General features: G+C 67.2%; 19 protein-coding genes. 9 read left to right on the top strand and 10 right to left on the bottom strand.

Features of this window, described 5'->3' with window-relative positions; genetic code table 11:
- Positions 1 to 3 precede the first annotated feature (3 nt).
- The gene (locus JYA52_RS02170) at positions 4 to 432 is read right to left on the bottom strand and encodes a phage holin family protein (protein ID WP_205651508.1); all 429 of its coding nucleotides are present in this window, start codon (positions 430 to 432) and stop codon (positions 4 to 6) included.
- Positions 433 to 512: 80 nt separating this feature from the next.
- Here JYA52_RS02170 and JYA52_RS02175 point away from each other — a divergent pair, with 80 nt between their 5' ends.
- From JYA52_RS02175 to JYA52_RS02195, 5 genes are all read left to right on the top strand, one after another.
- Positions 513 to 1,631, top strand: coding sequence for a histidinol-phosphate transaminase (locus tag JYA52_RS02175; protein ID WP_205651509.1), 1,119 nt, complete (start codon positions 513 to 515; stop codon positions 1,629 to 1,631).
- 148 nt (positions 1,632 to 1,779) lie between these two features.
- Positions 1,780 to 3,006 (top strand): pyruvate dehydrogenase (acetyl-transferring) E1 component subunit alpha, encoded by a 1,227-nt coding sequence (gene pdhA / locus JYA52_RS02180; protein WP_205651510.1) that lies wholly within the window; start codon positions 1,780 to 1,782, stop codon positions 3,004 to 3,006.
- Entirely contained in the window at positions 3,006 to 3,986 is a 981-nt protein-coding gene (locus JYA52_RS02185; RefSeq protein WP_205651511.1) for an alpha-ketoacid dehydrogenase subunit beta, read from the top strand. Before pdhA ends, JYA52_RS02185 begins: the two co-directional genes overlap by 1 nt.
- A 76-nt stretch (positions 3,987 to 4,062) precedes the next feature.
- On the top strand, positions 4,063 to 5,586 hold the full coding sequence (locus JYA52_RS02190; RefSeq protein WP_205651512.1) for a dihydrolipoamide acetyltransferase family protein: 1,524 nt from the start codon (positions 4,063 to 4,065) through the stop codon (positions 5,584 to 5,586).
- A 66-nt stretch (positions 5,587 to 5,652) separates the two neighbouring features.
- Entirely contained in the window at positions 5,653 to 6,276 is a 624-nt protein-coding gene (locus tag JYA52_RS02195) for a phosphatase PAP2 family protein (RefSeq protein WP_307869282.1), read from the top strand.
- A 24-nt stretch (positions 6,277 to 6,300) separates the two neighbouring features.
- Here the strand turns inward: JYA52_RS02195 and JYA52_RS02200 are convergent, their stop codons facing one another.
- The 4 genes from JYA52_RS02200 to JYA52_RS02215 form a co-directional block, all read right to left on the bottom strand.
- Positions 6,301 to 6,639, bottom strand: coding sequence for a hypothetical protein (locus tag JYA52_RS02200; protein ID WP_205651514.1), 339 nt, complete (start codon positions 6,637 to 6,639; stop codon positions 6,301 to 6,303).
- A 163-nt stretch (positions 6,640 to 6,802) separates the two neighbouring features.
- Entirely contained in the window at positions 6,803 to 7,444 is a 642-nt protein-coding gene (locus JYA52_RS02205) for a DNA alkylation repair protein (RefSeq protein WP_205651527.1), read from the bottom strand.
- Between the two features lie 127 nt (positions 7,445 to 7,571).
- Positions 7,572 to 8,003, bottom strand: coding sequence for a universal stress protein (locus JYA52_RS02210; protein WP_205651515.1), 432 nt, complete (start codon positions 8,001 to 8,003; stop codon positions 7,572 to 7,574).
- Positions 8,004 to 8,116: 113 nt separating this feature from the next.
- The gene (locus JYA52_RS02215) at positions 8,117 to 9,430 is read right to left on the bottom strand and encodes an aminotransferase-like domain-containing protein (protein ID WP_205651516.1); all 1,314 of its coding nucleotides are present in this window, start codon (positions 9,428 to 9,430) and stop codon (positions 8,117 to 8,119) included.
- A gap of 112 nt (positions 9,431 to 9,542) precedes the next feature.
- On the opposite strand from JYA52_RS02215, the gene JYA52_RS02220 reads away from it, so the two are divergent.
- A complete protein-coding gene (locus JYA52_RS02220; protein WP_205651517.1) occupies positions 9,543 to 10,412 on the top strand; it encodes an isocitrate lyase/PEP mutase family protein in 870 nt (289 codons plus the stop codon).
- A gap of 30 nt (positions 10,413 to 10,442) precedes the next feature.
- Here JYA52_RS02220 and JYA52_RS22730 read toward each other — a convergent pair whose 3' ends face one another.
- A complete protein-coding gene (locus JYA52_RS22730) occupies positions 10,443 to 11,363 on the bottom strand; it encodes a GerMN domain-containing protein (RefSeq protein ID WP_276208523.1) in 921 nt (306 codons plus the stop codon).
- Positions 11,364 to 11,582: 219 nt separating this feature from the next.
- On the bottom strand, positions 11,583 to 12,149 hold the full coding sequence (locus JYA52_RS02230; RefSeq protein ID WP_205651518.1) for an NAD(P)H-dependent oxidoreductase: 567 nt from the start codon (positions 12,147 to 12,149) through the stop codon (positions 11,583 to 11,585).
- Positions 12,150 to 12,273: 124 nt separating this feature from the next.
- On the opposite strand from JYA52_RS02230, the gene JYA52_RS02235 reads away from it, so the two are divergent.
- Together JYA52_RS02235 and JYA52_RS02240 are read left to right on the top strand one after the other, a co-directional pair.
- Positions 12,274 to 12,900, top strand: a complete 627-nt coding sequence (locus tag JYA52_RS02235) for a TetR/AcrR family transcriptional regulator (RefSeq protein ID WP_307869283.1) — start codon at positions 12,274 to 12,276, stop codon at positions 12,898 to 12,900.
- Positions 12,901 to 12,909: 9 nt separating this feature from the next.
- On the top strand, positions 12,910 to 14,010 hold the full coding sequence (locus tag JYA52_RS02240; RefSeq protein WP_205651520.1) for a Gfo/Idh/MocA family protein: 1,101 nt from the start codon (positions 12,910 to 12,912) through the stop codon (positions 14,008 to 14,010).
- 74 nt (positions 14,011 to 14,084) lie between these two features.
- Here the strand turns inward: JYA52_RS02240 and ald are convergent, their stop codons facing one another.
- Positions 14,085 to 15,203, bottom strand: coding sequence for an alanine dehydrogenase (gene ald, locus JYA52_RS02245; RefSeq protein ID WP_205651521.1), 1,119 nt, complete (start codon positions 15,201 to 15,203; stop codon positions 14,085 to 14,087).
- A 236-nt stretch (positions 15,204 to 15,439) separates the two neighbouring features.
- Between ald and JYA52_RS02250 the strand changes: the two genes are divergently transcribed.
- Positions 15,440 to 16,657 (top strand): PucR family transcriptional regulator, encoded by a 1,218-nt coding sequence (locus tag JYA52_RS02250; RefSeq protein ID WP_205651522.1) that lies wholly within the window; start codon positions 15,440 to 15,442, stop codon positions 16,655 to 16,657.
- A 9-nt stretch (positions 16,658 to 16,666) separates the two neighbouring features.
- Here JYA52_RS02250 and JYA52_RS02255 read toward each other — a convergent pair whose 3' ends face one another.
- The gene (locus JYA52_RS02255) at positions 16,667 to 16,966 is read right to left on the bottom strand and encodes a hypothetical protein (protein ID WP_205651523.1); all 300 of its coding nucleotides are present in this window, start codon (positions 16,964 to 16,966) and stop codon (positions 16,667 to 16,669) included.
- A gap of 94 nt (positions 16,967 to 17,060) precedes the next feature.
- Entirely contained in the window at positions 17,061 to 17,495 is a 435-nt protein-coding gene (locus JYA52_RS02260; protein WP_205651524.1) for a helix-turn-helix domain-containing protein, read from the bottom strand.
- Positions 17,496 to 17,702 lie beyond the last annotated feature (207 nt).

Consider the following 17,702-nt stretch of genomic DNA (forward strand, 5'->3'; position numbering starts at 1 on the left):
GCCCTACCGGTGGCGTGCGCCAGGGATCCTGTCGGCCACCAGCGAAACGATGGTGATAATGATGGCCGCCAGCACGGCGGTCCAGAAGAACGAGTCAATCGTGAAGTCCACCGGTGTATAGCTGCTGATCCACGAGGTCAGGTACAGCATGGCAGCGTTGATGACGATCGTGAACAGGCCCAGGGTGAGGATGGTGATGGGCAGCGAGAGGAAGCTGACGATCGGACGCACGAAGGCATTGACCAGCCCAAAAATCAGCCCGATGAACAGGTAGGCCAGGACGATGCCGGCGGCGTCGGTCCCCTGGCTGACGCCGGTCTTCGCCACCGCCTCTGTGGTGGCCGAGGTGGTGATGTCCAATCCGGGAAGAATCCAGCTGGCAATCCACAGCGCCAGACCATTGATGAGCACGCGGACGATGAAAGATCGCATGCGCCCATGCTGTCATATCTCGCGGGACACCGCGGGATACGGGCACAACCGCCGGAGGCGGGCGAAGTAGGCTAGTTGGCATGACTTCATCAGAGACCATGGCGGGCGGTGTCAGGCCGAGACCGGTGGTTGACCGGCTGCCCCGCTACGCCGCAGGCAAGCCGCCCGTCGTCGTCGACGGCCTGGCCAGCTACAAACTGTCGTCTAATGAGAACCCGCTCCCGCCGATTCCGGCCGTTGCCGAGGCCATCGCGGCGCAGACCGACTTTAACCGCTACCCGGACCCGCTGAGCACCAAGCTCCGGACCGCGCTCGCCGGCTTCCTGGATGTGCCGGCCGAGGACATCGTCACCGGCGCGGGCAGCCTTGGGGCACTCAACCAGATTCTGGCAGCCTTCGCCGGCCAGAACGATGACGGCAAAGCCGACGAAGTGATCTACGCATGGCGCTCCTTCGAGGCCTATCCCATCTGTGTTGGTTTGGCCGGGGCCGAGAGTGTGCGTATTCCCCTCACCCCGGACGGCCGCCACAATCTTGAAGCCATGGCGGCAGCCGTGACCATGCGCACCAAGGTCATTCTTCTCTGCACGCCGAACAACCCCACCGGCCCCATCCTGACGGCCGAAGAAACCGAACGGTTCATCAAGACCGTTCCTTCCGACGTGGTCGTGGTCATCGACGAGGCCTACCAGGAGTTCGTCCGGGCGGAAGACGCCGTCGACGGCATTCGGATGTACCGGAAATACCCCAATGTGGTGGCGCTCCGGACGTTCTCCAAGGCACACGGCCTCGCCGGGTTGCGCGTGGGCTACAGCATCTCCCAGCCGGAACTCACGCAGCACCTTCGCGTGGCCGCCACACCCTTTGCGGTATCCCAGATCGCGGAACAGGCCGCCGTGGTGTCCCTCCAGAATTTTGATCAGGTTGTAGAAAGGGTACAAAGCCTGGTGGATGAGCGGGACCGCGTGACGGCCGGTCTCCGAGGCCTCGGCTGGTTCGTTCCAGAGGCGCAGGGGAACTTTGTCTGGCTGAACCTGGGCGAAGACAGCGCCGAGTTCGCACAGCTGGCAGGGGAGCGGGCGCTGTCCGTGCGTGCCTTCGGAAACGAGGGAGTCCGGGTCAGCATCGGCGAGGTGGAGGCCAACACGCGATTCCTCGACCTCTGTGCGGTTTATACAAAACCCCCGCGGGGTTCCTAGCGGTTAACGAATGCCCCGGGGTAGTTAGGCCGGATAAAGTAAGGAACAGTAAGCCAGAAATATATGCCGCATATGGAATGCATTCCGTATGCGGCATATATCCCAGCGACATTGCAACGCATCCGGATGCGGCAAGCAAGGAGACGGTATGGGCGCCACACATCTGCCCTCCACCGAGTTCGACGGAACAGACGTGGATGACCAGCTAGAGGCCGAGGCTGCCCTGGGCGAGCCGCCGGTCGAGATGGTCCAGCTGCTGGGCCCGGACGGCAAGCTCGGCACGGACGCCATGTTTTCGGAGTATGCCGAACGGCTGGATGCGGAAAAGCTGCGCGGCTTTTATGCCGACATGACCGCCATCCGGCGGTTCGACCAGGAGGCCACGGCGCTCCAGCGCCAGGGCCAGCTGGCGCTCTGGGTTCCGCTGACCGGCCAGGAGGCTGCGCAGATCGGCTCCGGACGGGCCAGCCAGCCCCAGGACTACATCTTCCCCACCTACCGCGAACACGGTGTTGCCCTGACCCGGAACGTTGACCTCGCCGAGCTCCTCCGCCAGTTCCGCGGCATCTCCAACGGTGGCTGGAACCCCAAGGACACTAACTTCCACCTGTACACGCTGGTCCTTGCTGCACAGACGCCGCACGCCGTCGGCTACGCCATGGGCATCCAGCGCGATCAGCGGCTCGCTGAGGCCAACGGCATGGCGGAGTCCGGAGCAGCCGAGCCGAAGGCCGCCGTCATGGTCTATTTCGGCGACGGCGCCAGCTCCGAGGGCGACGTTCACGAATCCATGGTGTTTGCCTCGTCCTACAAGGCGCCGGTGGTCTTCTTCTGCCAGAACAACCACTGGGCCATCTCCGTGCCCACGGCGGTGCAGACCCGCATCCCGCTGTCCAACCGGGCCAAGGGCTACGGGTTCCCGGGCATCCGGGTGGACGGCAACGACGTCATTGCCGTGCACGCCGTCACTGAGTGGGCGCTCGAGCACGCCCGGCAGGGCAACGGACCGGTGCTGATCGAGGCGTTCACCTACCGCGTCGGCGCCCACACCACGGCGGACGACCCCACGAAGTACCGCGCATCCTCCGAAGAGGCGATGTGGCGGGCCAAGGACCCGCTGGAGCGGCTGGAGAAGTACCTCCGCTCCGAGGACATGGCCGATGACGCCTTCTTCAAGCAGGTCGCGGCGGACGGTGATGAACTTGCCGCTTATATCCGCAAGTCCACCTACGATTCGGAGACCCCGGACATCCGGACGGCCTTTGCCAACACGTACGTTGAGGCCCACCCTCTTGTGGCCGAGGAGCTGGCCTGGTTCGAGGAGTACACCGCTGGTTTTGCCGGCGAGGACACCGCAGAAGGAGCTGGCCACTGATGACCACCATGACCATTGCCAAGGCCATCAACGAGGGCCTGCGCGCCACCCTCAGCAACAACCCCAAGACCCTGCTGATGGGCGAAGACATCGGACCCCTCGGCGGCGTATACCGCGTGACAGACGGCCTGATCGGCGAGTTCGGGGCGGACCGCGTCGTGGACACGCCGCTGGCGGAATCCGGCATCGTCGGCACCGCCATCGGCCTGGCGCTGCGGGGCTACGTGCCGGTCTGTGAGATCCAGTTCGACGGCTTCGTGTTCCCCGGGTTCAACCAGATCACCACCCAGCTCGCCAAGATGCACTCGCGCAGCAACGGGAACCTGACCGTCCCCGTCGTGATCCGCATCCCCTACGGCGGCGGCATCGGTTCCATCGAGCACCACTCGGAATCGCCCGAGGCACTGTTCGCGCACACCGCCGGCCTCCGCATCATCACTCCGTCGAATCCGCATGATGCCTACTGGATGATCCAGCAGGCCGTGGACTGCCAGGACCCCGTCATCGTCTTCGAACCCAAACGCCGCTACTGGCTCAAGGGCGAGGTGGACACCGCAACGGCGGGACTGGCCGAGGATCCCTTCAAGGCCCACGTTGTCCGGGAGGGCAGCGATGCCACGGTGGTGGTCTACGGGCCCCTCGTTCCGGTGGCACTCGCAGCGGCGAATGCCGCCGCAGAAGACGGGCGCAGCATCGAGGTCATCGACCTCCGCTCCATCTCGCCGATCGACTTCGACACCATCGAAGCCTCGGTAAAGAAGACCGGCCGGCTCATCGTCTCCCATGAGGCCCCCACCTTCGGCGGCATCGGAGGCGAAATCGCGGCCCGGATCGGTGAGCGCGCCTTCCACTCGCTCGAGGCCCCCGTCATCCGCGTGGGCGGCTTCCACATGCCCTACCCCGTGGCCAAGGTCGAAGAGGACTACCTTCCGGACATCGACCGCATCCTTGAGGCTCTGGACCGGGCTTTCAGCTACTGACGCTTCCCACTGACGTTTCCGACTGCGGTCGCCTCCGGGCGCCGGCCAGCCTGAGCTTTCGAAACCCGAGGACCCCATGACGCTTAACAAGTTCAACCTTCCCGACGTGGGCGAAGGCCTGACCGAGGCCGAGATCGTCTCCTGGAAGGTCAAACCGGGCGACACCGTGGCCATCAACGATGTCCTCTGCGAGATCGAGACCGCCAAGTCGCTCGTGGAACTCCCCTCTCCGTTCGCCGGCACCGTCACGGAACTGCTGGTTCCCGAAGGCGTGACGGTCGAAGTCGGAACGGCCATCATCAGTGTTTCCGACGCCGTTTCCGGGGACCCCACTCCGGCCGACGTTCCGCTGCCCGCCTTGCAGGAAAGCGAGCCAGAGCCTCTGTTGTACGGCAAACTGCACCAGCACCAGCACACCGGTCCAACGGCTTCCGACGGCGGAGCGGCGGACGGAGGGCTGGCCGGCGGTCCGCTGGTGGGTTCCGGCCCGAAGGCCGACGCCGTCAAGCGCCGTCCGCGGAAGGCTTCCACGGCGGCGGGCGGTCAGGACGAGGCCGGGGTTTCGGCAGGCTCAATCGCCGGTCAGGACGAGGCCGGGGTTTCGGAAGGCTCAATCACCGGTGGGGACGGGGCCGGGGTTTCGGAAGGCTCAATCACCGGTCAGGAGAAGCCCACGTTGGGTGGCGCCATCACCGGGCTGGTGAACAAAGTGCTGGCCAAGCCGCCGGTGCGCAAGATCGCCCGGGACCTGGGGATCGATCTGGCCGATGTGATTCCCACCGGCGCCCGCGGCGAGGTGACCCGCGAGGACCTGGTCAGCTACCAGGCCCAGCGGGACGCGGAGCTGGACAAGGCAGACACGTTCTGGGGCAAGTCGGGCCGGCCGCAGGAGCAGCGGATTGAACGGATCCCGGTGAAGGGCGTCCGCAAGGCCACGGCCAAGGCGATGGTGGATTCCGCCTTCTCCGCGCCGCACGTCAGCATCTTCGTGGACGTTGACGCCAGCCGCACCATGGAGTTCGTCAAGCGGCTGAAGGCCTCGCGCGACTTCGAGGGCATCAAGGTCTCCCCGCTCCTGATCCTGGCCAAGGCTGTCATCTGGGCTGCGGCCCGGAACCCCAGCGTCAACGCCACCTGGGTGGACAACCCGGGCGGCGATTCTGCTGAGATCCATGTCAAGCACTTCATGAACCTGGGCATTGCCGCGGCTACCCCGCGGGGTCTGATGGTCCCGAATATCAAGAATGCCCAGGATCTCTCCCTCAAGGAGCTGGCGCTGGCCCTGAACGATCTCGCCACGACGGCGCGTGCCGGCAAGACCCAGCCGGCCCAGATGCAGGGCGGCACTTTGACCATCACGAACATCGGCGCCCTGGGCATCGACACCGGCACCCCCATCATCAATCCGGGCGAGGTGGCCATCGTGGCATTCGGGACCATCAAGCAGAAACCCTGGGTACTGGACGGCGAGGTCATTCCGCGCTGGATCACCACGCTTGGCGGGTCCTTCGACCACCGCGTCGTGGACGGCGACCTGTCCGCTCGCTTCATGGCCGACGTCGCCGCCATCCTCGAAGAGCCTGCCCTCCTGCTGGACTGACAGAGCCCTGGCCAGCGGAGTGCCCGGCTCACGGCGTCAGTTCCCGCGATGACGGAGGGGCCGCGCGTGCGGCGAGAGCAAAGGAACACTGTCATCCGGAACCGGGTGGCGCTGTTCCTCTCGGCTGTCTTCCAGCCGCCGGTCACCGTGGCAGTGCTGCTGTTGCTCAGCCCGGTGGTTGAACCGGGTTTCCCGGGGACTGCCTGGTTCGGTGCCCTGGCCGTACTGTTCGTCTGCGTGCTGCCCTTCGCCGCCGTGTTGCTCCTGGTGCGGCTGGGCAAGATCACGGATCATCACGTCAGTGACCGCCGCCAGCGTGCACCGGTGACGGCCATGGCGCTGCTCTCGCTGCTGGCGGGCTTGGGCCTGCTCACCGTGGTCAACGCCCCCGCCAGCGTGATTGTCACGGTCCTGGCGATCGTTGGGAGCGTGGTGGTGCTTGGCGTCATCAGCGTCTTCTGGAAAATCAGCGGGCACGCGGGAGCGGTCGCGCTGTCGACGGCCATCGCCGTCCTCATGCTGGGCGCGCCGTGGATTCCGCTGATGCTGCTGATCCCCGCCGTCTGCTGGTCACGCGTGGTGCTGCGCGCGCACACAGCGGCCCAGGTGGTGATGGGCGCACTGGTCGGCGGGGGTGTGGCGGCTGGATTGTGGCTGCTGCTGCGGGAGGCGATGATCCGCGCCGGCTGAACCCCGCGGGTCTCGCGGGGCTGCCTAGTACGCCGGGTACGTGGTCATCAATTGCGCTAACGCGGGGTCGGCCGAGAGGCCGGCGAGGCTGATCGCGGCGACGATCATGGCGGCAGCGAGGCCCGCCACGCAGGCGGACATGGTGGCCAGGAACTTCCAGTCGTTCCGCAGCACGCTCTGCATGGTGTCGGGGAGCTGCAGGTTCGGGGAAATGAGGTTGGGCGCGCTGTCCACGGAGCCGTCGTCCAGCAGGGCGATAACCCGTCCCGCGCTGCGGTCCAGCCGCATCGAGCAGATGTGGTTGCCGTGGCGGGCAAGGAGGATGTCGTGGCCGACGAGGTGGCGTCGCTGAAGCGTAAGCATTTTTTGGGATCCTGGCGCTGGTAGGTGCTGGTCTGTCCGCACCATCGGGGGCACCATCAATTTTACCGTTGGGCCATCCGCCAATCCCCGGAAAACCGGGTGAGACTGCCCACCAGGAGGCGTGACGCCCGTCAAGTCCTGCCCCGGCTGCCGCGTGCCCTGACTACCCGTGCTGCCGGCGCACCATCTCGGTGATCCAGATGGGCGCGAACGGAGACGTGCAGTTCGGGGGCGTCGGATAATCCTTGAGCACCTCCAGGCGCTCACCGATGTCGAGTGCCCGTGCGCGGTGCCCGGCGTGCTCGATCCCGATCTGGGCCAGGCAATGGTTCATCGCCCACTGCAGGCGGTCCGGGGCGTCCTTCATCTCCGCCTCGATGACATCAAGCAGTCCTGCGAGGTCGAGGCCTTCGGGCTTCTTCGCGACGCGTTCGGTGGTCAGCGCCCAGCCGGCACTGGCGACCACTGGATCCGGATCGGCGGACCAGGACACGCGCAGCCCTTCGGAGTGTGCGCTCTTCTTGACCACGTAATTCACGAGCCAGTCGTGCACCTTGGGGGTGCGCGCCTCGCGCAGCATGGCGTCCAACTCGTCACGCTCGAAGGCCTTCGGGCGGCAGATCAGGATCGCCAGCAGTCTTGCCGCGGTGTCAGCCGTCTCCCAGAGCCGGCACGCGAGTTCCTGCTGGGTTTTGAGCCGCTTCGCGAGTGCGCGCAGCTTGCTGAGGTTCACGCCGTGATCGTCACCGTGTCTCTCGTTCACCACGCGTGCCTTCGGGTCCTCGAGCTCGCCCAGCTCGGCCATCACCTCGCCCACCGTCGCCCCGGTCAGTGCTCCCTCAGTCAGTGTTCCCTCAGTCAGTGTTTCCTCAGTCAGTGTCGTCTCAGCCACGCCAGCCTCCAGTCCATCACGTGCGGGATTCGATACAGGCCTAGTCGGCGCCGTAGGTGTTGGCGATGTAGACGTCGCAGGAGGCATTGTGGGCAACGCTGTTGGCGACGCTGCCCAGCACGCGCCCGAGGCCGTGCATGCGGCGGTTGCCCACCACGATCATCCGCGCGCTGGAGCGATCGGCTTCTTTGATGAGGGCGTCGGCCGGCTTGCCGCGTGCCGCGGAATAGGTCACGGTGAGCCCCGCGACGGCGAGGCCCGCGGCAACGTCCCGGGCCACCTTCTCGGCTTCGCCGGCGTCCGAGACGATCCATTTGTCGCTGCCGCTGCCGTACACCTCGGTCCGGTCCGTATCGAAAGCCGACACAACGTGCAGGGTTGCCCCCAGCGCTACGGCGAGGTCCCGGGCCGCCTCCGCGGCCTTGCGTGCGGTTGCGCTGCCGTCCACGCCCACAACAATGATTCCGCTCATGATCCGCTCCTCTTTCGTTCGCCGCATCCAGGTGCGGGCTGCATCGTCGCATTCCGCACCTCCCCGTCCGGGGCCATCATCAGGCTACAGTGCTGCCCGGACTGCAGCGCGGATCAGCTTCCCGCGTGCCCCGCGGCCCGTGCATCGATGGCTTCCTTCAGCACCGGAGCGAGCCGCCGCACGCCCTCGGCGATGCTGTCCGGAGGGACGGCACTGAAGGCCAGGCGCAGCTTATTGGACGGCTCATCCGAGGGGCTGAAGGCGGCTCCCGGGATAAAGACGACGCCGGCGTCGATCGCCTTGCGCAGCAGAGGGTAGGTATCCACGCCGTCCGGAAGGGTCACCCACACGAAGAAGCCGCCCTCCGGCCGTGTCCACGTAAGCCCGTCCGGCATGTACTCCTCCAGTGCCGCCAGCATGGCGTGGCAGCGCTCCGCGTACAGCCCCCGGTATGTCTCGATCTGGCCCTTCCAGTCGTAGTCGCGGAGGTAAGCCGAGACCAGCATCTGGTTCAGCGTGGGTGGGCACAGCGTCACGGCCTCGGATGCCAGGTAGTAGCGGCGCTGCAGGTGGGCGGGGACGAGGGCCCAGCCGATGCGCAGTCCGGGGGCGAAGATCTTGGAAAACGACCCCATGTAGATGACATCGTCCGGGTTGGCAGCCCGCAGCGGTTCAAGTGGCTTGCCGTCAAAACGGAGAAGTCCGTAGGGGTTGTCCTCGAGCACCAGGATGTTGGCCCGGCGGCAGATGTCCACTATCCGCTGGCGCCGCTCCTGCGCCAGCGTGATGCCGGACGGATTGTTGAAGTTGGGGATCGTGTAGAGGAACTTGACGTTTTTCCCGGCGCCCTGGAGTTCGGCGATCCTGGCCTCGAGAAGCTCAGGCACCAGGCCGTCGTCGTCCATTGCCGCCGCCTCAACCTGGACCTGGTACGCCTCGAAGGTGTTCAGGGCGCCCACGTAGGTGGGTTCCTCCACGAGGACGACGTCCCCGGGATTGCAGAAAACCTTGGTGGCCACGTCCTGGGCCGACTGGGAGCCGGCCGTGATCACCACGTTCTCGGGCGCGGCGTCCAGGATGCCCTCGGCGGCCATGACCTCGCAGATCTGGGCGCGAAGCTCCGCCGTGCCCTGCCCGCCGCCGTACTGCAGGGCGGTCAGGCCCTGTTCGGCGATGATCCCGGCGGCGGTCTGGCCCAGCTTGTCCAGGGGGAGCGACTGGAGGTAGGGGCTGCCGCCGGCCAGGGAGACGAGCCCCGGGCGCAGCGAGATGTCGAAGACGTCGCGGACGGCTGACTGTTTGATGTTGGCGGCGCGCTCCGAGAAGAGTCCTTCATGGCGGTGCGAGGACGTTGCCGCCCGTTCGATCGCGTCAATGGCTTCGGCGGGCAGGACGGCTGCGGCGGCGTCAAGTGTCTCGTGGGTCACAGTCCCTAGGATACAGCCAGGTGTTGCCAATAAGGCAACAGTTGTTGACGAAAGGCCGAGATTTGGGCGGCAGGTCCTTTACGCGCGCACGCCGAGGGCATGGAATGGAGCCATGACCACGTCCCAGTCCTTTCGTGCCCAGTCGGACAAGGCCGCCGCCTTCCGAGAACTTCATGCGGAAGGACCGGCCCCGCTGGTGCTGGTGAATGTCTGGGATGCGGCGTCGGCAAAGCTTGTGGAGCAGGCCGGAGCGCATGCCCTGGCCACGTCCAGCTCGGCCATCTCCTGGAGCCTGGGCTTTCCGGACGGCAACCACCTGCCCGGTGCCCTCGCCATGGCCGCGCTCGGCAGGATTGCGGCGGCGACGGACCTGCCGGTGACGGCCGACATCGAAACGGGGTACGCCGGCAGTAACGGCGCCTTCGACGACGCCCTGCTGGAGCAGACCATCACCGCGGTGCTGGCGGCGGGGGCCGTGGGCGTGAACATCGAGGATTCCGGAGGCGAGCCGCTGACCGACGTTGCGGAGCAGGCCCGCAGAATCGGGACCGTCAGGAGGGTGGCGGAGGAGGCCGGGGTGCGGCTATTCATCAACGCCCGGACGGACACCTACCTTTCGGGGCGGTTTCCGGAATCGGCGTTCGAAGAAACGCTGCGGCGGGTCCCGGCATACCTGGCCGCCGGGGCGGACGGCATCTTCGTGCCGGGCGTGACGGATCTGCATATCCTGCATGAGCTCTCCCGCCGGATCCCGGCACCGCTGAACGCACTCGCCGGAGTGGGTGCGCCCTCCGTCGGGGAACTGCACGACGCCGGTGTGCGGCGGATCAGCATCGGCGGCAATACGGCGAAGGCAGCCTATGCGACGGTGTCCAGGGTGGCTGCTGAAGTCCTGGGCGACGGCAACTGGTCCAGGCTGGCCGGAGCCCGCAGCCACGCCGAGATGGACGCCCTCTTCACCCGGGCGCAGGCACGCGAATGACGCGCGCGTGTTGAACCCAGCGGACCGGGCCTACCGCAGGCTCAGGACGTCTGCCAGCCTCACGCCGTCGACGTAAATCTCTGCCCGGACGGCGCCGACGGCCGTCACGGCAGTATGGGTAAGCTGGGCGTCAATCCGCGGAATGTCGCACACGCCGCCGGGCTGAACCGCGCCGCTCAGGTTCACCACCACCGTCTCCCCGTCCAGGTATCCGGAAACGTACTTCAGCGCGGATGACGCCAGGGCGTTGTACAGTCCGGCCGGCGTGCCGCTCCCGGACAGCAGGTGGCCCATGGCTGCCTGAAGCGGCTCACGGATCGCGGGGTCGGCGTGGCGCACGGCGACGAGGCTGTCATTGCAGCCGAAGCGCACGCCGGAACTGCCGCCGTCGTCCACTGCCACGTAGTACACCGCGGTGCCGGCGACGATGCCCGACCCCCCGCCCGAGCCGCTCGCGGCACCCGTTCCGAAACCGGCCGCGGGGCCGGCTGCGGCCCCGCCGGTCCCCGTGCCCGGGGCCGAAGGAGCCGGAGCTCCGGCGACATCCTGCTCCGGGAGGGCCGGCCCGCCGGCGGTTCCTTCAGTGGACTCCGACTCCGCAGGCTGTGCCGGTGGGGCAGGCGTCGCGGCTACCTGGGGGACGGAATTAGTGCCCGGGTGGAGGTTGGACCCCGCGCTGGAACCGACGCCAGGCTGTGCACCGGAGCCCTGGACAGATCCCTCACCCGCTGCAGGCGGCGTGGCAGCCCCGGCTCCATCGGGCGGCGTCGGGGCGGGAACGGGCCGGGGGTCGGGGGCCGCCGGGCCCGGCGCGGCGGCAGGAGCGTGTTCGGCAGCGGTCCCGCCCGGGGAAGCCGGGACGGACACGCAGGACCCCAGCCACAACGGAAGCAGCAGGCAGAAGGCGGCAGCCGCCGTCGTCCGCACCCTGCCGCCCTGGCTGGTCTTCATGGCTGCACCGCACTTCCCGCTCGCGCGTTTCCGTATATCAACGGTAGTGCGGCGGAAGTCGGCGCGGAACGGAGCGCCGGTGTCAGTTCGGCCGCAGCTCAGTTACGGAATGGTTGCGCCGCGCGCCGCCCGTGCGTGCCCGGAACGCCAACGCCCCCGGAACGCGAACGCCCCCGGCAACGGGGCAGTTGCCGGGGGCGTTCGAGGGCTGGCGTGGGGCTAGGCTGCAGCCTCTGCCTTCTCGGCCGCGGCGAGGGCGCTGAAGATGCCCTTGATCTGCTCGACAACCTCGGCGTCGTCCTTCGGGTGCGTCTCGGCGAAGCGGACCATGGAGCCGGGGACGGCGAGCTTGACGTCCTCAAGGACGCGCGCGCCGGCAATGCCGACGGCCTTGCGGGCCTCGTCCTGGGCCCAGATGCCGCCGAACTGGCCGAAGGCGGTGCCGACGACGGCGGTGGGCTTGCCGGTCAGGGCGCCGGCGCCGTAGGGGCGGGACAGCCAGTCGATGGCGTTCTTGAGTGACGCAGGCATGGTCCCGTTGTGCTCGGGGGTGACCAGGAGCAGGGCGTCGGCCTCATTCGCTGCGGTGCGGAGGGCTGCGGCGGCCGCGGGGACCTGGCCCTCGACGTCAATGTCCTCGTTGTAGAAGGGCAGGCTGCCCAGGCTCTCGTGGATCACGACGTCGAGATCCTCCGGAGCGTTCAGCTGGATGGCCTCTGCCAGCTTGCGGTTGGTGGAATCGGCGCGAAGGCTGCCGACCAGGGCGAGTACGGTGTTCTTGGACATGTTGACTCCTAGTGTCAGGCCCGCGGAAGGGTCCGCCGGCGGCTGGTGTGGAGGCGTTGGATACCTTCACCCATACTAAACGGACTGCGGTCCGGTTTATATTCCCCGGTCTAGAATGTTTCATGTGAGCCTCATCCCAATCCGCTCCGGATCAGCATCCGGTTCCGGCCAGGAACGCCGAGATGCCGCCCGAAACCGGGAGCTGCTGCTGTGTGCTGCCCGGCAGCTGATTGAGGAGTGCGGCGCGGACGGACTGACCATGGACAAGCTGGCCGAACGGGCCGGTGTGGGCAAGGGAACGGTCTTCCGCCGCTTCGGCAGCCGGGCAGGGCTCATGATGACCCTGCTGAGCGACGCCGAGGCCGAGTTCCAGGGCCGCTTCATGTTCGGCCCCCCGCCGCTCGGCCCCGGGGCGCCGCCCCTTGAGCGGCTCATCGCTTTCGGCGCCGGGCGGATCGGCTACGTCCTGGAATACGGCGACCTCGCGCGGGCTGCCGACCATTCGGTGTACAACAAGTTCGAGGTCCCCGCCGCTGTGCTGTGGCACAGGCATATCGAGCATCTGCTCCGCGCCGCCGGCTTCGACGCGGACCCGTGGCTTATGGCCATGTCCCTGAGTGCCACCCTGGATCCGGAGCGGCTGCTCCACGCCGTCCGGGTGCACGGCGTTTCCCCCGAACGGCTCGAGGAGTCATGGCGCCAGCTGGTCACGCGCGTTGTGGGATCTGCGGAGGGCGGGATCCCGGAGTAGCGTTGCCCCATGAGCACCGAATCCTCCTCCTCGCCCCTTTCCGCGCCAGGGAACCAGACGCCTGATGATCACCGGGCAATCCGGACCGCCGTGGTGGGCTTTGGCCTCTCCGGAAGCGTCTTTCACGCCCCGCTGATCGCGGCCGATCGGCGCTACTCGCTGGACGTCATCGCGACGTCGGATGCCGGCCGCCAGGCCACCGCCGTCGGGCGTTATCCGGGTGTCAGGACAGTTCCCGACGGCGACGCCGTCCTGGCGCTGGCCGCGGACCTTGACCTCGTGGTCCTGGGGACGCCGCCGGCGACGCATTACCCGCTGGCGAAGGCCGCGCTTGAGGCGGGCCTCGACGTCGTCGTGGACAAGCCCTTCGCCGTGACCAGCGCCGAGGGGGCCGAGCTGATCGGGCTGGCAGCCCGCCTGGGCAGGGTCCTGACCGTGTTCCAGAACCGGCGCTGGGACGGCGACTTCCTGACCGTCAAGGGACTGCTGGAGGCCGGCGCGCTCGGACAGGTGACGCGCTTCGAATCACGCTTCGAGCGCTGGTCCCCGGAAGTGTCCAAGGCCTGGAAAGCGGAGGCCACGGCAGCGACCGGCGGGGGCGTCCTGTTCGACCTGGGCACCCACCTGCTGGATCAGGTGCTGGAGCTCTTTGGGCCGGGCGAGGTGGTCCACGCGGAACTTGAGGCGCGGCGTCCCGGTGAAAAGGTGGACGATGACTGCTTCCTGGTGGTGCGCCACGGGTCGGGCGTGCTCAGCCACCTCTGGATGAACATGCTGTGCGCGCAGCAGGGTCCGCGCTACCGCGTGCTCGGATCCGAGGGCGCATTCACCAAGCACGGCGTGGATCCGCAGGAACCGTACATTGTGGCCGGCGGAGGCCCGCTGGACGAGGAGTACGGCGTGGAGGACCCCGAGTGGGCCGGACGATTGGGCCGCGACGGCCACCTTGACCGCGTGTCCACCGAACGCGGCGCCTACCCGGAGTTCTACCGCATCCTCGCGGACAAGATTTCCGACGGCGGCGCCGCCTCATCGCTGCCCCTCCCCGTCGATCCCGCCGGCCCGGTGGAAGTCCTCAAACTGATCGAGCAGGCCCGGACGCTGGCTTAAAAACCCATCGACTGCTCCGTAGCTGCCGTTATGAGGGGTCAAAAGGGCGCTTACGGAGCAGTCGATGGTACGTGTCAGGCGGAGACCAGTTCGTGCCAGTCCGCTACGAGGGGCAGGTTATGCGCTTCGGAGACGGAGTGGTGTGCCACGTGGCCTGCTGCGATGTTGAGGCCGGCGGCAAGGGCGGGGTCCTTTTCGAATGCGGCTTTGACGCCGAGGTTGGCCAGGGCCACGCCGTAGCGCAGGGTGACGTTGGTCAGTGCGTAGGTGGAGGTGTTCGGGACGGCGCCGGGCATGTTGGCCACGCAGTAGAAGATCGTGTTGTGGACCTTGTAGGTGGGTTCCTGGTGCGTGGTGGGGTGGGTGTCCTCGAAGCAGCCGCCCTGGTCCACGGCGATGTCTACGAGCACCGAGCCGGGCTTCATGCGGGCCACGAGTTCGTTGGTGACCAGTTTCGGGGCCTTGGCACCGGGGATCAGCACGGAGCCGATCACCAGGTCCGCGTCCACCACTGACTTTTCGATCTCGTACTTGTTGGACGCCACGGTCTTGAGGCGGCCCTGGTACTGGGCGTCGAGTTCGCGCAGGCGGTTGATGTTGATGTCCAGGATGGTGACGTCTGCCCCGAGTCCCAGGGCCATGGCGGCGGCGTTGGTCCCGGCCACACCGGCGCCCAGGACGACGACCTTGGCCGGGCGGACGCCGGGGACGCCGCCCAGGAGGACGCCCTTGCCTCCGGCGGGGGCCATGAGGGAGGTGGCTCCGACCTGGACGGAGAGCCGGCCGGCCACCTCGGACATCGGGGCCAGCAGGGGAAGCGTGCGGCCTTCCTGGACGGTTTCGTAGGCGATGGCGGTGACGCCGGAGTTGATGAGCTCGCGGGTCAGTTCGGGCTCGGCGGCGAGGTGGAGGTAGGTGAAGAGGATCAGGCCCTTGCGGAAGCGGTGGTATTCCGCGGCGATGGGTTCCTTGACCTTCATGACCATGTCTGCGCGGGCCCAGACGTCGTCGGCCTCGGCGACGATCTCGGCGCCGGCGATGGCGTACTCCTCGTCCGTGATGCCCGAGCCCAGGCCTGCGCCGCGCTCCACCAGGACTGTGTGGCCGTGGGTGCGGAACTCGTGAACGCCGGCGGCGGTGATGGCGACGCGGAATTCGTTGTTCTTGATCTCTTTGGGGATACCGATGATCATTTTTTTGGGCTCCAAGTTCGGTGGCTGTGTGCGCCGGAAGGGGCGGGGGAGTTGTGCTTCCAGAATAGATCCGGCTGTGAGGCAGGCGACAGGACCGGGGCAAGCAGGGCGCGGCGGAAACCGCACGATTCCGCGGTTTTTGGCAGCGCGAGCTAGACATTTGTCGAGGCTGAAAGCGTCAAGTGTCGCCTGCTGTCCGTTCGCCCGGAATGCCTTCCGGGACGTAGTCTTGCTGCATGCAGCAGGATGTGGAGCAGCTCGTGGAGCAGGTGGCGCAGAAGCTGGGCCGGGGGCTCTCGCTCGAGGACCTGGACGGACTCCTGCTCGCCTACAGCTCCAATCAGTCGCATGCCGACCGGGTCAGGGTGAACTTCCTGCTCAGCAAGCGCGTACCCGTGGACGTCAAGGCGTGGCAGCTCTCCCATGGGATCGCCACCGCGGTGCGGCCGGTCGTCGTTCCGGCCAACGAGGAACTGGGCATGCTGGGGCGTGTCTGCGTCCCGCTGATGGTCCGCGGCTTCCGCGTCGGCTACCTCTGGGTCCAGCAGGACCTCGAGGAGGAAAGCGCGACGGCGATTCTCGCCCAGCTCCCGGACGTCCGGGACGAGCTTGAGCTGCTTTCCGGCCTGCTGCTGGACTCCAACACCGCCGAATCCGAATTCCGCCGCAGCCGCGAACGCGAGTTCCTGGCGGCCTGCGCGGGCGAGGCCAACGCCGTGGCTGCCGTGGCGGGCTGGAAGGAAGTGCAGGACCGCGGGCCGTGGCAGCTGGTGACGGTGCTCGATGCCGACGGCTGGGCGGCCGGTCCGGACCCCCTTGCATCGACGCTGATCCACCGGTCTGCGGCACTCCAGGCGACCATCGGCGTCGATGCCACCCTCTTCAGCGCCGGCACCGAAACGCACGCCGTGGTGCTGTTTAGGGAATCGACAGGCAGGGCCAGCCACGCGCAGGTGCTGGTGCACTACCAGCTGGAACTCGCCAAACGGTCGGGACGCCCGGTTGACCGCATCATCCTCGGCATCAGCGAGGGCTTCACCCGCACCAAGGAGCTGGCCGAGGCCTACCGGCAGTCCCGGGTGGCGGCCCAGGCCGCCGCGGTCGACGCGCAACTGGGCGAACTCGTGGATTGCCGGGCCACGGGCGTCTACCAGCTGCTGGCCTCGGCCGGCGGTGGCGCAGGCGTCTGGGGGGATGCCGGGTCGGTGAACTTCCGGGTCCTGGAAGACCATGACCGCAACGGCGAACTGCTGCCCGTCTTGGAGCTGCTCTACGACAATGACGGCTCGGTCCAGGACGTTGCCGAGAAACTGCACCTCCACCGCAGCAGCATCTACAACCGGCTGGGCCGGATCCGGCAGCTGCTGGGCGTGGATCCGCTGAAGGGCATGGTCCGGCTGGAGCTGCATGCCGCGCTTAAGGCCAGGCGATGGGCGGGGCGGCCGCGGATCTAGCGGAGAACGTCAGGCGGCATTGCCTTCACGGTGCGGGCGGTGGTCACCGCTGGGCTGGTCCCCGCCGCGGGGTTCACGCGGGCGCTGCTCGCCAACCAGCTGTTCGCCCACTAGCTGTTCGCCCAGGGGCTGTTCCCGGTTCCGGTGCCGGGCAATCCTGCTTTCCGTCCACATGGAAACGGCCACATACACCACGCAGCTGGACGTGAAGATGGCCGTATTGTTCAGTTCCATGACCATTCCGAGGACAGCAGCAACACCCATGGCGGCGATGCCCGCCACAATGTGCAACCCCCGGAATCTCAACACGAATAAAGAGTAACCCCGGTCCGCGCCGCATTCCCCTCTTTGGCGGGATCGTTGCTTGATCCTTACCCCGCCGTCATTGAGGGCGGGCGCCGTGTCATTTTCGTCCGGTGCCCGGCTCCGGTCCATCCTCCGTGGCATTGCCGGCGCGTTCGGCCGCCGCCTGCTTCTTCTTTTGCCCATCCAGCCAGGCCATGATCGCGGCCAGCCGGATCCGGCGGTGCGTGCCGCGGTACTCCACCGGGATCTCGCCCCGGTCCGTCATGTTCCGCAAGTAGGTGTGCGAGATTCCTGCCAGCTCTGCCGCCTGCGACGTGGTCAGCATTTCCTCCACGCTGCTCACCGTCACGGCCTCGCCGCGGCTGAACCGGGCGAGCAGGTCGACGACGGCGTCCCGCGCCAGGGGAGGCAGCCGGTGGACCGTGCCGTCCACGAAAACCGTGATGTCCGTGCCGCCGTCGAGCGCCTGCCGGAGCTTCTGCGCGTCTTCGGCGGGAAGTGCGCCCGCCACCCTGGGAGCTATCAATGCCATGGCAGAAGCCTAGCTGCTGCGCTGCGGCTTCCCATGACCGGCCCTTCCCCGCAGGACCGGCCCGGACCCCCTGTGTGTCAGGCTCTTGTGTGACAGGTTTCTGTCTATACCGGACGGGGCACTCGGGGCGGGGAAGGTCTTTGATGGATTTTGTTATTCCTGTCCGCCATTCCAATCGTCGCTTCACTGTTGACGAGAAAAACGCGA

The organism is Arthrobacter pascens (assembly GCF_017052465.1).
In the GTDB taxonomy this organism is placed as follows: Bacteria; Actinomycetota; Actinomycetes; order Actinomycetales; family Micrococcaceae; genus Arthrobacter; species Arthrobacter pascens.

Excerpts from the sequence above, each read along its gene's own strand:
- JYA52_RS02170 (WP_205651508.1), bottom strand. The coding sequence starts at position 432 with ATGCGATCTTTCATCGTCCGCGTGCTCATCAATGGTCTGGCGCTGTGG.
- JYA52_RS02175 (WP_205651509.1), top strand. The coding sequence starts at position 513 with ATGACTTCATCAGAGACCATGGCGGGCGGTGTCAGGCCGAGACCGGTG.
- pdhA (WP_205651510.1), top strand. The coding sequence starts at position 1,780 with ATGGGCGCCACACATCTGCCCTCCACCGAGTTCGACGGAACAGACGTG.
- JYA52_RS02185 (WP_205651511.1), top strand. The coding sequence starts at position 3,006 with ATGACCACCATGACCATTGCCAAGGCCATCAACGAGGGCCTGCGCGCC.
- JYA52_RS02190 (WP_205651512.1), top strand. The coding sequence starts at position 4,063 with ATGACGCTTAACAAGTTCAACCTTCCCGACGTGGGCGAAGGCCTGACC.
- JYA52_RS02200 (WP_205651514.1), bottom strand. The coding sequence starts at position 6,639 with ATGCTTACGCTTCAGCGACGCCACCTCGTCGGCCACGACATCCTCCTT.
- JYA52_RS02205 (WP_205651527.1), bottom strand. The coding sequence starts at position 7,444 with ATGGCCGAGCTGGGCGAGCTCGAGGACCCGAAGGCACGCGTGGTGAAC.
- JYA52_RS02210 (WP_205651515.1), bottom strand. The coding sequence starts at position 8,003 with ATGAGCGGAATCATTGTTGTGGGCGTGGACGGCAGCGCAACCGCACGC.
- JYA52_RS02220 (WP_205651517.1), top strand. The coding sequence starts at position 9,543 with ATGACCACGTCCCAGTCCTTTCGTGCCCAGTCGGACAAGGCCGCCGCC.
- JYA52_RS22730 (WP_276208523.1), bottom strand. The coding sequence starts at position 11,363 with ATGAAGACCAGCCAGGGCGGCAGGGTGCGGACGACGGCGGCTGCCGCC.
- JYA52_RS02230 (WP_205651518.1), bottom strand. The coding sequence starts at position 12,149 with ATGTCCAAGAACACCGTACTCGCCCTGGTCGGCAGCCTTCGCGCCGAT.
- JYA52_RS02240 (WP_205651520.1), top strand. The coding sequence starts at position 12,910 with ATGAGCACCGAATCCTCCTCCTCGCCCCTTTCCGCGCCAGGGAACCAG.
- ald (WP_205651521.1), bottom strand. The coding sequence starts at position 15,203 with ATGATCATCGGTATCCCCAAAGAGATCAAGAACAACGAATTCCGCGTC.
- JYA52_RS02250 (WP_205651522.1), top strand. The coding sequence starts at position 15,440 with ATGCAGCAGGATGTGGAGCAGCTCGTGGAGCAGGTGGCGCAGAAGCTG.
- JYA52_RS02260 (WP_205651524.1), bottom strand. The coding sequence starts at position 17,495 with ATGGCATTGATAGCTCCCAGGGTGGCGGGCGCACTTCCCGCCGAAGAC.